Annotated in this window: 15 protein-coding genes; 13 read left to right on the forward strand and 2 right to left on the reverse strand. The window is 38.5% G+C overall.

The features are described 5' to 3' along the window. Nucleotides 1–52: 52 nt before the first annotated feature. On the reverse strand, nt 53–1,336 hold the full coding sequence (locus tag ACQK2H_RS12290; RefSeq protein ID WP_425391737.1) for a serine hydrolase domain-containing protein: 1,284 nt from the start codon (nt 1,334–1,336) through the stop codon (nt 53–55). Between the two features lie 31 nt (nt 1,337–1,367). On the opposite strand from ACQK2H_RS12290, the gene serA reads away from it, so the two are divergent. From serA to ACQK2H_RS12310, 4 genes are all read left to right on the forward strand, one after another. Further along, the gene (serA, locus tag ACQK2H_RS12295; protein WP_425391738.1) at nt 1,368–3,260 is read left to right on the forward strand and encodes a phosphoglycerate dehydrogenase; all 1,893 of its coding nucleotides are present in this window, start codon (nt 1,368–1,370) and stop codon (nt 3,258–3,260) included. 74 nt (nt 3,261–3,334) lie between these two features. Continuing rightward, nucleotides 3,335–3,721 (forward strand): monothiol bacilliredoxin BrxC family protein, encoded by a 387-nt coding sequence (locus ACQK2H_RS12300; RefSeq protein ID WP_425391739.1) that lies wholly within the window; start codon nt 3,335–3,337, stop codon nt 3,719–3,721. Between the two features lie 56 nt (nt 3,722–3,777). Beyond that, the gene (locus tag ACQK2H_RS12305; RefSeq protein WP_425391740.1) at nt 3,778–4,848 is read left to right on the forward strand and encodes an aminotransferase class V-fold PLP-dependent enzyme; all 1,071 of its coding nucleotides are present in this window, start codon (nt 3,778–3,780) and stop codon (nt 4,846–4,848) included. Between the two features lie 149 nt (nt 4,849–4,997). Next, nucleotides 4,998–5,906, forward strand: coding sequence for a universal stress protein (locus ACQK2H_RS12310; RefSeq protein WP_425391741.1), 909 nt, complete (start codon nt 4,998–5,000; stop codon nt 5,904–5,906). Between the two features lies 1 nt (nt 5,907). Here ACQK2H_RS12310 and ACQK2H_RS12315 read toward each other — a convergent pair whose 3' ends face one another. Continuing rightward, nucleotides 5,908–6,357: a MarR family winged helix-turn-helix transcriptional regulator gene (locus ACQK2H_RS12315; RefSeq protein ID WP_425391742.1), complete on the reverse strand. Its 450-nt coding sequence runs from the start codon at nt 6,355–6,357 to the stop codon at nt 5,908–5,910. Between the two features lie 135 nt (nt 6,358–6,492). Here ACQK2H_RS12315 and ACQK2H_RS12320 point away from each other — a divergent pair, with 135 nt between their 5' ends. The 9 genes from ACQK2H_RS12320 to ACQK2H_RS12360 all read left to right on the forward strand — a co-directional run bounded on the left by ACQK2H_RS12320 (nt 6,493) and on the right by ACQK2H_RS12360 (nt 14,318). Continuing rightward, nucleotides 6,493–7,029, forward strand: a complete 537-nt coding sequence (locus tag ACQK2H_RS12320) for an RNA polymerase sigma factor (RefSeq protein ID WP_425391743.1) — start codon at nt 6,493–6,495, stop codon at nt 7,027–7,029. 35 nt (nt 7,030–7,064) lie between these two features. Beyond that, nucleotides 7,065–7,493: a hypothetical protein gene (locus ACQK2H_RS12325; RefSeq protein WP_425391744.1), complete on the forward strand. Its 429-nt coding sequence runs from the start codon at nt 7,065–7,067 to the stop codon at nt 7,491–7,493. 2 nt (nt 7,494–7,495) lie between these two features. Next, nucleotides 7,496–7,972, forward strand: a complete 477-nt coding sequence (locus ACQK2H_RS12330) for a hypothetical protein (RefSeq protein WP_425391745.1) — start codon at nt 7,496–7,498, stop codon at nt 7,970–7,972. A 19-nt stretch (nt 7,973–7,991) separates the two neighbouring features. Then, nucleotides 7,992–9,092 carry a hypothetical protein gene (locus ACQK2H_RS12335; RefSeq protein WP_425391746.1) on the forward strand — a complete coding sequence of 367 codons (1,101 nt, stop codon included), beginning with the start codon at nt 7,992–7,994 and terminating at the stop codon, nt 9,090–9,092. Nucleotides 9,093–9,158: 66 nt separating this feature from the next. After that, on the forward strand, nt 9,159–10,778 hold the full coding sequence (locus ACQK2H_RS12340) for a CTP synthase (RefSeq protein ID WP_425391747.1): 1,620 nt from the start codon (nt 9,159–9,161) through the stop codon (nt 10,776–10,778). Between the two features lie 10 nt (nt 10,779–10,788). Beyond that, nucleotides 10,789–12,609, forward strand: coding sequence for a membrane protein insertase YidC (gene yidC / locus ACQK2H_RS12345; RefSeq protein ID WP_425391748.1), 1,821 nt, complete (start codon nt 10,789–10,791; stop codon nt 12,607–12,609). Nucleotides 12,610–12,713: 104 nt separating this feature from the next. Next, entirely contained in the window at nt 12,714–12,965 is a 252-nt protein-coding gene (locus ACQK2H_RS12350) for a DUF6364 family protein (RefSeq protein ID WP_425391749.1), read from the forward strand. Beyond that, the gene (locus ACQK2H_RS12355) at nt 12,962–13,378 is read left to right on the forward strand and encodes a type II toxin-antitoxin system VapC family toxin (protein ID WP_425391750.1); all 417 of its coding nucleotides are present in this window, start codon (nt 12,962–12,964) and stop codon (nt 13,376–13,378) included. Before ACQK2H_RS12350 ends, ACQK2H_RS12355 begins: the two co-directional genes overlap by 4 nt. A gap of 163 nt (nt 13,379–13,541) precedes the next feature. Further along, entirely contained in the window at nt 13,542–14,318 is a 777-nt protein-coding gene (locus ACQK2H_RS12360; RefSeq protein ID WP_425391751.1) for a ParA family protein, read from the forward strand.

Here is a 14,318-nt window from a genome sequence, read left to right on the forward strand (position 1 = left end):
TTACAAAAACGAAGCTTATTTAGAATAATTTTAAATAAGCAAAATTAATTGTTTATTTCACCTTTCCGACAGGGTCGCTTTTTTCAGTGAAATTGGTCTTTAGGTAATCGTAAAACAGTTGATGAATTGTCGGTCTGACATTCAACTGGTAGAGTGAACGATAAGTCCGTGATGGGTACACTCGATTTGACAAGAAAATAAAAATAAGCTCTGATTCCGGATCAGCCCAGGAGAGAGTTCCTGTATATCCGGTATGGCCGTAGCTCTTGTAGCTTGCATCTTTTGCTACACTACTTCGGATTGAATCGTATGCTAGTAATGGTTTATCAAAACCAAGTCCTCTTCGGTTATCATTGTTCGGGTATTGAGTCGTAGTAAATAGTTGTATTGTTTGTGGCTTCAACAACTGCAGTGTATCCATCTTGCCTTCATTGATAAGCATATGAAAAACTCTGGCTAAATCAGATGCATTGCTAAAAAGTCCGGCATTTCCTGAAATACCTTTCATCATAATGGCTCCTTCATCATGCACTTTGCCATGAATTGGCTCCATTCGAAAAAAAGTATCTATTTCAGTTGGAACAATTTGGCTCAATGAGAATTTATCCAACGGGTTAAAAGACAATGTCTCGGCTTCAAGTGGGTCATAGAAGTGAGCATTCAGGTAATCTTGATAGGAAGTATCGGTGAGATTTTCAACAAGTTCAGGGATCAAATAAAAAAACAAGCCTGAATACCGATATTCCTTTTCCTCTGACACCTTGCTCTTTCTTATCATCTTTTTAATCCTTGAGTAAAAGTCGCTGTGTAGATACAGGCTATCTGTCAATGCGAATGAATAGTCTTCATCGACTTCATTTGTTACAGTCTTCTTCCTGAATTTTCCATTTTTCCTTCTTGATTCCTGATGATAGGGTATCCACGGATAAAGACCACCCTGATGTGCTAAAGCTTCTCTAAATGTTACACGTCCTACTTTCCTACCTATTTTGTCAATGTAATCACCAATAGGATCATCTAAATTAAATTTCGATTCCTCATATAGTTTCATCATGGCCAGAGTCCCTCCTACCACCTTAGTAACAGAGGCTAGGTCATAGATATCATTAACTGCTACTCTTCTTAATGAGTCATATGTGTGATACCCATAAGACTTCAGAAAAAACACGCTATCACCTTGACTAGCGTATATAACGCAACCCGGAAATGCCTCGGCTCCTATCGCGTCAAATACAATACTGTCAATGGCATTACTCAATGAATCGAATGACTGTCCATCAGCGAAAACGATTGCAAAAAAGAAAACAGGAAATAACGTGTGCCGAAGTTTATGCATGTTCTATTTTTGGTACTTATCTAATCTTCAAATGAAGCAAACTAAATATTTCATCATCGATTTTGACAGCACATTTACACAGGTGGAAGCATTGGATGTGCTCGCTGAAATCGCACTCAAGAATAACGAAAATCAATCGAACGCTATCCAGGAAATCAAGGATATTACGGATCAGGGAATGGATGGAGGAATGTCTTTTAGGGAGTCACTCCAAAGACGAATCGAAATATTAGAAGCCAATAAGCAACACCTACCTGAATTAGTAGACCGTTTAAGTTCGCTTGTTTCTCCATCATTTAAAAGAAATACGGAGTTCATTGAGAAATACAAAGACCAGATATTTATAGTCTCTAATGGCTTCAAAGACTTCATAGTTCCTATCGTCAAGAAGCATGGCATCAAAGAGGATCATGTTTTTGCAAATGAGTTTGAGTATGATGAGGGTGGGAATATTGTAGGTTTTGATGAAGGAAATATTCTATCCGGAAATAATGGCAAACCAAAACAGATTGAGAACTTAAAGTTAGACGGTGAGGTCTTCGTCTTAGGAGATGGATATACGGATTATGAAATAAAAAAAGCAGGATTGGCACATAAGTTTTATGTCTTTACTGAGAATGTCAGACGTGAGAAAATATTAAATGAAGCCGACCATGAGGCCCCTTCCCTAGACGAGTTTCTTTTTACCCAAAAGCTGGAACGAGCTCACTCTTATCCAAAGAACAGAATCAAAGCGTTACTACTCGAAAACATTCATGAAGGTGCTATCAGCAAACTAAAGCTTGAGGGTTATCAAGTGGAAGTGCATCCGGCCGGCATGACTGAGGTTGAGCTTTCAGAGGCCATAAAGGATGTGAGTCTGCTTGGAATTCGTTCCAAAACTATGGTCACTGAAAAAGTGCTGCAGAATGCTAAAAGATTACTTTCTATAGGTGCTTTCTGTATTGGAACAAACCAGATAGACTTAAATGCTGCCTTAAGGAAAGGTGTCGCTGTTTTCAATGCTCCTTTTTCTAATACACGATCTGTGGTGGAGTTGGCCCTAGCAGAAATAATTATGCTCATGCGTAATCTTCCAGATAAGATGGCGCAAATGCACCTTGGCAAATGGAATAAATCAGCAAGTGGCAGCTTCGAGGTTCGGGGAAAAACATTAGGCATCATTGGCTATGGTAAGATTGGTTCACAGCTTTCTGTTCTTGCAGAATCAATTGGGATGAATGTGCAATACTTTGATCTGGAGGAAAAACTTGCCTTGGGTAATGCTAATCCATGTCCAACACTGGAGCATTTACTTCAAAGTTCAGATGTCATCAGTGTGCATGTGGATGGACGTGAAGATAATAAATGGATGATTGGTTCAAAAGAGTTTGAATTGATGAAAGATGGTGTGGTTTTTATTAATCTTAGTAGAGGGCATATCGTGGATATCGATGCACTCAAAGCTAATATCGAGAGTGGAAAAATTCATGGCACCAGCATTGATGTTTTCCCGGAAGAACCTCTCAGCAATGATCATCCATTCGAGTCACCTTTAATGGGTTTGAAAAACACGATTTTGACTCCTCATGTAGGTGGGAGTACGCTTGAGGCGCAGGAAAACATTGCTGATTTTGTTCCTTCAAAGATTATAGAATATATAAATACAGGTTCAACTACCAACAGTGTCAATTTCCCAAACATTACATTGCCGCTTTTAAGTCAGGCTCATCGTTTTATTCACATACACAAAAACGAACCCGGCATACTTGCGGAAATCAATAACATTCTTGCAAAACACGGCATAAATATTGGAGGGCAATATCTGAAAACCAATGACGTAGTTGGTTATGTTATTACGGATATTGATAAGAATTATCATGAAGATGTAATAAAAGACCTGAAAATGGTCAGAGGTACCATAAGATTCAGAGTTTTATATTAAGTTTAAACCAAATTAATCTATTACCACCCAACCATAAGAGCTTATTTTAACGTTTATAAGCTAAATTGTAGAGAATGAGTTATCCGCTGAACTGGAAATCGCTGAACACAATAGAGGAATTTGATCGCCTGGTAGAAAATTCTCGGGATAAGCCTGCGCTAATTTTTAAGCATCGGCCATCATCCCCTGAAAGTCAGCACGCCTTAGATCAATTAGAAAGAGAATGGTCCATTTCTCCTGAAAATCTTGATATATACATGGTTGATGTGATGAAAGATAAAGATATCGCTGAGATGGTTACAGATAGTGCCGGAGTGATTAATGAATATCCTCAGGTGTTGCTGTTTGCTGATGGCGTAACTATGTATGACGAATCCAGAGAGATGATTAGTGTTAAGAAAATCAAATTAGCACTTAAGATCATTAACCGCACGTTTAAGTGGATGGAAACACGCGTTTAAGGGAACTCAAACCAGATTTTTAAACTTATATTGCTCTTTTTCAAAGAGCTTTTTTTATGTCCAATAAAATCTACTTTACACCCGGTCCAACTCAATTATTCTATACGTTTGAAGAGCATTTTAAGCGAGCGCTTGCTTTAGACATTATTTCAATCTCACATCGCAGTTCCACCTTCATTAAAATAGTAGAAGAAACTACAGAAGCTTTAAAGGAACTGTTGGAACTACCAGCAGGATATGATATTTACTACCTGAATTCAGCCAATGAGGTATGGGATCGAATCATTCAAAACCTGGTGGATGAGAGTTCTCACCATTTCGCAAATGGTGCTTTTAGTAAGAAATTTTATGATTTTGCTTTAGCCCATCATAAGTCGAGTAGCGTAACAGAAGTTGAAGATGGAGCCATATTTTCTGATTGGAATATACCAGAAAAAGCTGAGCTCATTGGTATTACAAAAAATGAAACCAGCATTGGTTTTACTACGACAGAGAAAGAGCTAGCAAACTTTCGAGAGGAAAACCCGGACAAATTAATTGCACTGGATATCGTTAGCGCTGCACCTTCCCTGCCAATCGACTTCTCAAAGATTGATACTGCCTACTTTTCAGTTCAAAAAGCATTTGGATTGCCTCCCGGATTAGGGGTCTGGATTGTTAATGAGAAATGTCATGAAGTTGCACAAAAAAGAGCAACCAAAACTTCATTAGGATCTTACAGGTCCCTACCAAACCTGAAAAAATTTGGTGATAAGCATCAAACACCCGAGACTCCAAACATGCTTGCTATTTATCTTCTAGGTAAAATAGCAAATGACATGATTCAAGTGGGACTTAAGAAATTAAGAAACGATACCATATATAAAGCTACCATCCTAAACCAGGCAATTGAGTCACATGAATCACTCAATCATTTCGTAGCTTCTAAGGAGCATCGTTCTAAAACGACGATTGTTGCTGATGCTAAAGACCCAAGTAAAATCTTATCCTTTTTCGAAAAAAAGGGTATTATACTCGGTTCAGGCTATGGTATACATAAGAAAAATCATATCCGTATTGCCAACTTCCCCACTCATTCGAAGGAATCTGTGGAAATGCTGTGTGACCTACTCAAGGATATAGAATAAAATTCTGTTTCAGTGAAACTTTTTAGCGCTATTCAAGGTATTATTTATCGACATTAATATTTTAAGAAAAAATATTTTGAAAATAAGATAAATCGCATTGAAGGATTGTTATACAATCGTAATTTTGCAGAAAATAAACACCCAAAAAATTGATAGCGCCACTTAAAAAAATAATCGTTTGTCTTGATCACACTTCCATGGATCAAGGTTTGATTGAAAATGCCTGCGCATTAAGTAAAATCGCCGGCACTACTCAAATTACTTTTTTAAACATTATTAAAGACTTTAACCTTCCTGAAGCTGTCTTAAAGGAATTCCCCGATCTTTTAGATAAAGCAATAGAAGAGCGTAAGAATGAAATTGAAACATTATTAGAGAAGCATTTTAAATGTGATGTCTCAACAAAAATTGATGTCAGACAAGGAAATGAAACCAAAGAGATTCTAAAAGCCGCCAATGATATCAAGTCAGATCTGATTATTCTCGGAAGAAAAAAGGTAAGTGATTCAGTACTAAGTACACGTATTGCCAGAAGATCTCCTTGTAACCTATTGGTCATTCCAGAAGGTTCTCAAATCAAATTTGATAAAATATTCATACCAGTAGATTTTTCAGATTACTCTTCACTTTCTTTAAAGCGTACATTGCTGCTAACCAAGGATTTAAAATCAAAAATCTACTTACAAAACGTATATACCGTTCCTTCCAGCTATCGTTATTCAGGAAAGACCTATAGGGAATTTTCAGAAATCATGAAAGGTCATGCAAACAAAGACCTTGAAATACTAATCAAAAAAGCTGAAAATCAATCTCAGGAATTGATCCCTGTAACTACTCTTGACGAGCATGGCAAAGTAATTGACCTAATCATTGAAACTGCTACAAAGAAGAAAGTTGATATGATTGTCATGGGAGCAAAAGGAAGGACCGCCACTTCTGCCCTATTCATCGGAAGCAAAGCAGAACGAATGATTCGTATCAATGACAGCATTCCGCTGATGATAATAAGGAAGAAAGGTGCAGTGGCTGGAATCCTGGAAACGCTTAAAGACTTATAAATCAGCTTCTGATTTTATCCAGAAGTTCATTTAAAGTCGCGGCTTCTTTTTCTGAGAGTTTCCCGTTTTGAGATTCCCACGCATCCATTTTGGTATCCATTTCAGAAAGAAGTGATAGTCCTGCATCGGAAATCAGAACATCTACTGCCCTTCGATCATTGGAGCATTGCTTTCGTATAACTAATCCTTTTTGCTCCAGCTTATCTACAATTCTGGAGGCATTGGAGCTTTTATCAAGCATTCTGTCTATAAGTAAATTGACCGTCGCTGGTTTTGGGTGTTGCCCTCTGAGAATCCTTAAAATGTTAAATTGTGGTGTCGTCAGCCCCTGCTCTTTGAAAAGTTTCAAATGCTGCTGGTGCAGCCATGCATTCGTATAAATAATGTTAACAATGGATTTAGAGAATTCGCTCTTGAACTTCTCTTGTTTTATTTCTTCGGATATTCCCATTCTTCAAATTAAATACAATAACATTAAATGTAACAACACCTGACACCAAAGGTTGTAAAAAATCAATTTTTATAGCTACACATTAAACCATCGGTTAACTTTAGTATCTAAGTGGTGAAACCCACCTGAAACAAATTGGAAGATCAGATAATAGCAAAGATCCGAGATAAAGAAACTCGTAATTACGGGTTTAACTTGATGGTAAGAGAATACCAGGAGCGAATTTATTGGCATGTAAGAAAGATGGTGATCGATCATGATGATGCGGACGATTTGGTTCAGGAGATTTTTGTGAAGGTTTGGAAGAACCTCGATAAGTTTCGGGCGGATGCAAAACTGTACACCTGGATTTATAGAATCGCAACAAATGAGTGTTTAAACTTCCTTAAAAAAAAGAAAAGAAGATTTTTTATGCCCTTTCATGATTTAGAAGGAGAGCTAACAAAGAAGCTCATTAGTAGTGCAGAACCATCGGGGGATGAAGTTCAAATGAAACTTCAAAAGGCCTTATTAAAACTACCGGATAAGCAACGTATGGTATTTAACATGAAATACTTTGATGAAATGAAATTCACAGACATTGCAGAGATAACGGGCACAAGCATTGGAGCCTTAAAAGCCAATTATCATCATGCGGTTAAAAAAATCGAAGAATTTATCAATGGAGATTAAACCTTTTCGGATAAATAACATCTAAGGAATACGCAATGAAATACAAACTGGACGATATAGATAAAAAAGAGGTTTACAAAGTTCCAAATGGCTACTTTGAAGATCTTCCTTTGAAGATCCAAACACGGATAAATAAAGAAAAAAATGCAGCTATCAAAAGGAGCATTCCTTCGTGGAGTCTTGCATTGGCTGCCTCCATTATACTGATAATCACATTCATTTTTATCCTTCCAACAAATAATACATCCAGTGCTGAGGAAATTTTAGCAAGTGTACCTCAGGGTGAATTGCTTGCCTATCTGGATCAGATAGAATTAGATGAATATGAGATTGCTAGCACAATCAATGACGGTGACGAAATTTTTGAATTTGAAGATCCAAACGTTTTAGAGGGAATCGACATCAATGATGAGTCATTGGATGATGTGCTACTAGAATATGATTTACAAGACGAATACTTATAGATATGAAACAAATTATTGGATTTATGGTAATGTTCGCTTCGATTGCCTCCTGGGCTCAAAGTCCGGAGGCCATGAAAAAGATTGAGGCGGCTAAAATTGCTTTGATTACTGAACGATTGGAGCTGAGCCCTGAACAAGCTGAAAAATTCTGGCCCATTTATCGGGAATTTGGAAAGCAGCGGCAGGAAATTAGGCGTGATTTTGATCAGGCCAGAAAAAGCTTTGATCCAAACAAAGCCTCTGAAGAGGAGAACAAGAAGATGCTTGAGATGGCTACCCAGGTTAAAGAGCGGCAGCTTAAACTTGAACGAGAATATTCAGATCGAATATTAAAGGTTATTACCACCAGACAACTCAATAATCTTCGCAAAGCAGAAAACGATTTTAAAGAAATGCTTTTAAGAAGAATCCGTGCAGAACAAATGAAACGTCAAAAGCAACGAAGGAACGATGGAAGACTAAACGACCGACGCAACTAAACCCAACCTACCCTACCTGATGCGTCGAATAGCTACCATAGCGGTGCTGTTTGTCATGGTTTTTCCATCCTATACTCAGGACGAATTGAGCTATGCCGAGCAGCTAAAAATCCTTGAAGAGGAAATGGATTCATTATCCATATTCAATCTCATTGATAGCCTGTTTTTAATGGATGTAAAGCCCGGCAATGAATTGAATATTCGTTTTGGGTTTACAACAAACGTAACAAGTGCCGGAAGGGATTATGAAATCAGCCAATCAGGTCTATCTCCGGGAATATCATACTATCACAAATCAGGTTTTTATGGTGACCTTGCCGGCTATTGGAATAGCGGTGTGGAGCCCAATTATAACCCTACTGTATTATCAGGAGGGTATTTAGGGACCTTCAATAATTCAAAATGGAGTTATTCCATTGATGCAGAAAGATGGTTTTATAACCCACAAGACTCCTCAAATAACCCCCTAACATATTCTCTTGGAGGTTCAATTAGCTATGATTTTAAATGGGGATTTACTTCTGTCGACTATTCATTTCTTTTTGGTGAAGAGACTGCAAATAGAATCATCGCAAATCTTTCGGGAAAAATTGACTTAGGAAACTGGTGGATTTTTAGAAGCATTAAAATGTATCCGTCCATAAACATGATGGTGGGCAATAGCGATATAACGCAGCTTAGAATTACTAATAGACAAATAAGTGATCAAAATGCTGACCGACTGCTTAGAATTACTTCGTTTTCAAACCTAAATGAAGAACAAAAACGATATATCGGCTTGATCATCATACGAGCTTATAGAAATGGTACAATCACAGAAGCAGCAAGGAATCAACTCTTGAATGATTTGAGGAACTCCGCAGATCTTTCAAATCAGGATCGAAATGCTTTAAGACAAATCGCAACGGAAGGGTATGAAGTAACCGAATATGTAGATAGCAATGAATTTGGAGTTCTGAATTATGCCTTAACATTCCCTTTATCATTATCAACAAACAGATTGTATTTTCTGCTAAGCTATACGTATAGCATTCCTGTGCAGCTCCCGGGGGAATTAATTGATGTTGATCCACTTGGATATTTCGGTGCTTCCATTTCTTATCGCATTCCCTTCAAATAATCCATAGTAGAATGGAATAAAAAGCTACCTTTGCATCCCGTAACAAGAAATAGGTAAACGCTCTTCATGTCTAAAACGAAATACATCTTTGTTACGGGCGGTGTAACATCTTCCCTGGGAAAGGGGATCATCGCAGCTTCTCTCGGTAAACTACTACAGGCCAGAGGCTTATCCGTAACCATTCAAAAATTTGACCCCTACATCAACATTGATCCAGGGACTCTCAACCCATACGAACATGGCGAATGCTATGTGACTAATGATGGGGCGGAAACCGACCTTGACCTTGGACATTATGAGCGATTTCTAAGCATTGAAACTTCTCAGGCCAACAATGTTACTACCGGTCGTATTTACTACAACGTCATTCAAAAAGAACGTCAGGGTGAATTTCTAGGTAAAACCGTCCAGGTGATCCCACACATTACAGACGAGATAAAAAATAACATCTACAAACTGGGGGAAACCGGGAAATACGATGTGGTCATCACGGAAATTGGAGGGTGTGTAGGTGATATTGAGTCCCTCCCATTTATTGAAGCCGTTCGACAAGCAAAATTTGAACTTGGCTCAAGCAATAGTATTTCTATTCACCTTACACTTATTCCCTACCTCAAAGCTTCAGGTGAGCTAAAGACCAAACCTACGCAACACTCAGTAAAAGAACTTTTGGAAGCCGGTATTCAACCGGACATCCTGGTATGCAGATCAGAATATCCGATCACTCAGGAAATCAGAAAAAAACTGGCCCTTTTCTGTAACGTTCCAATCAACTCAGTAATTGAGGCATTGGACGCTCCTACTATTTATGACGTGCCGATTTTGATGCGTAAAGAAAAACTTGATGAGCGTGTGCTTACCAAGTTTAAGATGCCATACAAAAAGGAACCAAAGATTGACAAGTGGAAAGAATTCCTAGGCCGCCTCAAGAATCCAACCGATTCTGTAAATATCGGATTGGTAGGAAAATATGTAGAGCTTCAGGATGCCTATAAATCAATAGCCGAAGCATTTATTCATGCCGGTGCGGCCAACGAGTGTAAGGTGAACGTTAATTGGATTCACGCCGAGGAGCTTGATGGTGACAATGTGGAGAAAGCGCTTTCCGGCCTGGACGGAATCCTGGTAGCACCAGGATTTGGTGAGCGAGGCATAGAAGGAAAAATATACGCTGTACAATACGCCCGTGAAAACAAGGTGCCATTCTTCGGTATTTGTCTGGGCATGCAATGTGCTGTTATTGAGTTTGGAAGAAATGTCCTTGGAAAGAAAAAAGCCAATAGCGCAGAGATGGCTAAAACGTCGTATCCTGTCATTGACTTAATGGAAAGTCAGAAAAACATCAAGGATATGGGTGGAACCATGAGACTTGGGGCTTATGTTTGCGAACTCAAAAAAGGTAGCAAGGCCTACGCCGCTTATGGATCCAAAAAGATCATGGAGCGTCACAGGCATAGATACGAATTCAACAATAAATATTTAGAAGATTACGAAAACGCAGGGATGACAGCTACAGGGATCAATCCGGATACTAATCTTGTAGAAATCATGGAGATTAAAGATCATCCATGGTTCGTAGGGACACAGTATCATCCAGAACTCAAATCTACGGTTATGGACCCGCACCCTCTTTTTGTGAAATTTGTCAAAGCATCGCTTGATCTGAAGAAAAGTCAAGAAGCATAATTCAAACTAAATGGATAGAAATCAATTTATAGGACTAATCCTAATGTTCGCCTTGTTGGCGGTGTATTTTACATGGTTCGCTCCGAACCCACCTCCTGCTGAGGAATTGACCACACAGGAAGAACCCATCTCTGAAACAATCGAAGAAGCAGCTCCTGCTGAGGAAAACGCTGAAGCACTGCCTGCTATACCAGACTCCATTCAAGCAACTTTGAAAACCCAGCAATATGGAGCTTTCGCCTTTGCTGCAGAGGGAGAAGAAAATGAGAAAAGCATTGAAAACGAGGAGATTATCGTTACGTTTTCCAGTAAAGGAGGAAGAATAAAAGAAGTTGTTCTTAAAAATCATATGGATTACTTAGGTAACCCGCTGATTTTGGTGGACGGCTCCAAATCCAGATCAGAAATGGTGATTGATCATAATGGAAAAATGATCAATCTCTCTGAGCTTTCATTTGTCCCTACGGTCAAAAACTTTAATGATACGACTCAGATTTCATATGTCCTGACTGATGGTAGCTTTTCGATCGTACAAAAGTATTTACTGCCTCCTTCCGGTTTTCAGGTCGCATACAGTCTTGAAAGTAAGAACCTAAACACAGTGCTAAACGCCACTGATGTTCAATTCAATTGGAATCATGCCATAAACAGAGCTGAGGAAAACCTTGAAGACGGCAGGATAAATAGTAATGTGCGGTATTATCTAGCAGATGGCGATTACGATGAACTTGCAGAGCGATCTACTGAGTTTGAGGATGCAACCTTAGGTAGCCAGGTAAAATGGGTTTCATTTAAGCAAAAATTCTTCACAGCCGGAATTATTGCTAAAGAGGCTTTTCGTTCAGGTTATGTAAGTCAAACAGTTGATTTCGGAGATACAACATCTGTAAAGAACCTTAGTATGCAAATGCTAATTCCTTACGCTGATTTTGCAAATAACTTTAAAGCGCGATACTTCTTCGGTCCCAATAACTACCGTATACTGAAGAATGTAGCTCCTGATTTTGAAGAGAACCTGGATATGGGTTGGGGTCCTCTTCCTCTTGTAAACAAGTATCTGATCATTCCAATTTTCCATTTCTTAGAAAGGTTCTTTTCGAACTATGGGATCATCATATTACTGGTAGTAATAATCATCAGAATAATGCTAGCGCCGCTTACATGGAAGTCACACATGTCCATGGCCAAGATGCGTGCAATGAAACCTGAGCTTGATGAGATCAAAGAGAAGCATGACGGGGACATGCAAAAAGCACAACAGGAGCAAATGAAACTGTATCAGCAGGTTGGAATCAACCCAGTGAGTGGCTGTATCCCTATGTTGTTACAAATGCCGATCTTATTCTCTTTATTCTTCTTCTTTCCGAACGCAGTAGAATTAAGGCAAGAGTCCTTTTTATGGGCCCACGATTTATCGACCTATGATAGCGTGCTGAGATTACCGTTTGAGATACCTTTCTATGGTGATCATGTGAGTTTGTTCACGCTGTTGATGACATTATCAACTATCCTTTATACCTGGAGTAATAGTCAGATCACAACCGTACAAGGGCCAATGAAAACCTTGCAATACATGATGCCAATCATGTTCTTATTTGTACTAAACAGCTACGCTTCAGGTTTGACTTTCTACTACTTTGTTTCAAACATGGTGACCTTTGGTCAAACAGTCTTATTCCGTAAAATCATTGATGAGGACAAAATTCATCAGTTGTTGCAGCAGAACAAGAAAAAGAATGCCAACAAGAAGAAGTCCAAATTTGCTACAAGACTTGAAGAAGCAATGAAAGCAAGCCAGGAAGCACAAAAGAATAAGAAAAAGAAAAAATAGATTATTGATAACCACTCTAAAAACCTTGGTTCTATGTAAATGAATCAAGGTTTTTCTTTTTTTACGTAAACTTATTTTATTTTTGACGTATAAAGATTTTTAGGATGGATGCTAAGGTTACTTTAAGTTTTGATCAAAAAGCAATTGAGTCCGCAAAGAGATTTGCAGCAAAGCATAACATTAGTCTATCCAGACTTACCCAGTTTCTTTATAGCCAGCTTGATTCTGATACCTATAAATCTTTAGAAGAATTGCCAGTTGCAGACTGGGTACACCAAGTGGCAGAAGGTGAGATTGAATACAAGAAATCCACCAAATCAGTAAAAAAGTCCTTTTACGAAAGTCGTAAAAAGTGAAAGTCTTTCTTGATGCAAACATTCTTGTCGCTACGCTGAATAAAGAGTACCCTGTTTTCACATATTCTTCTCGGGTTTTGAGTTTAGCAGAGTCAAGTAAGTTTGACCTTTATACATCTAGCTTGTGCCTTGCAATTGCATTTTACTTTTCTTCAAAAAAACATGGAACAAAAGCTGCAAGGAAAAAAATAGCTCTGCTCAAAGAAATGATCAAGTTGGCTGTGATTACGGAAAGTGCTGTGAGTAAAGCCATTGACAATTCAAAAATCAATGATCTGGAAGACGGATTTCAATACTATGCCGCAATAGAGTCAGGCTGCTCTTGCATTGTGACTGAAGACCTTGATGACTTTTACTTCTCAGAAATGGAAGTGTTGGATTGCAAATCGTTTCTCAGCCAGCATGTGTTTTAGAAAAAAGATTGTTGATAACCACACTAAAAACCTTGGTTCTACGTAATTGAATCAAGGTTTTTCTTTTTTACACAAGTTATTCACAACATGACTATCTTGAGAGTAGGTTAAATATATTTGTGTTCTTTATACTACCTAAAATCACATCTCAAACGAAATATATATGGGTAAGATCATTTCTATAGCAAATCAAAAAGGTGGAGTTGGTAAAACAACATCCGCTATCAATTTAGCCGCAAGCCTTGCTGCGTTGGAGTTTAAAACACTTATCGTGGATGCAGATCCACAGGCAAATGCAACATCAGGTGTGGGCGTTGATCCGAAAAGCGTGGAAGTGAGTATCTATGAGTGCATGGTGGATGGGGCGAGTGCAAAAGAAAGCATCGTTGAGACGCAGATAAAATTCTTAGACCTCCTACCCTCTCATATTGACTTAGTAGGTGCAGAGGTAGAAATGGTGAACATTGAGGAGCGTGAAGAAAAAATGAAGCAAGCACTTGTAGAAGTGCGCGACGATTATGACTTCATCATCATCGACTGCTCACCTTCACTTGGCTTAATCACCATCAATGCACTGACTGCTTCTGATTCTGTGATTGTACCTGTACAGTGTGAGTACTTTGCCCTTGAAGGTTTAGGAAAGTTGCTAAACACCATTAAGATTATACAAACCAGGTTAAACCCTGAATTGGAAATTGAAGGCATTCTTCTTACTATGTATGATGTGAGACTTAATCTGGCAAACCAGGTAGTGGAAGAAGTTAAAATGCATTTTGAATCGTTGGTTTTCGATACCATGATTCCAAGAAATATCAAATTGAGCGAATCTCCCGGATTCGGCATGCCGGCCATTACCCATGATGCAGATAGCAAAGGGTCAATCAGTTACCTCAACCTGGCCAAAGAAATATTAGTAAGAAACGAAGTAAAAGCAGCCTGA

The sequence above is a fragment of the Ekhidna sp. genome (assembly GCF_965228795.1).
GTDB lineage: Bacteria > Bacteroidota > Bacteroidia > Cytophagales > Cyclobacteriaceae > Ekhidna.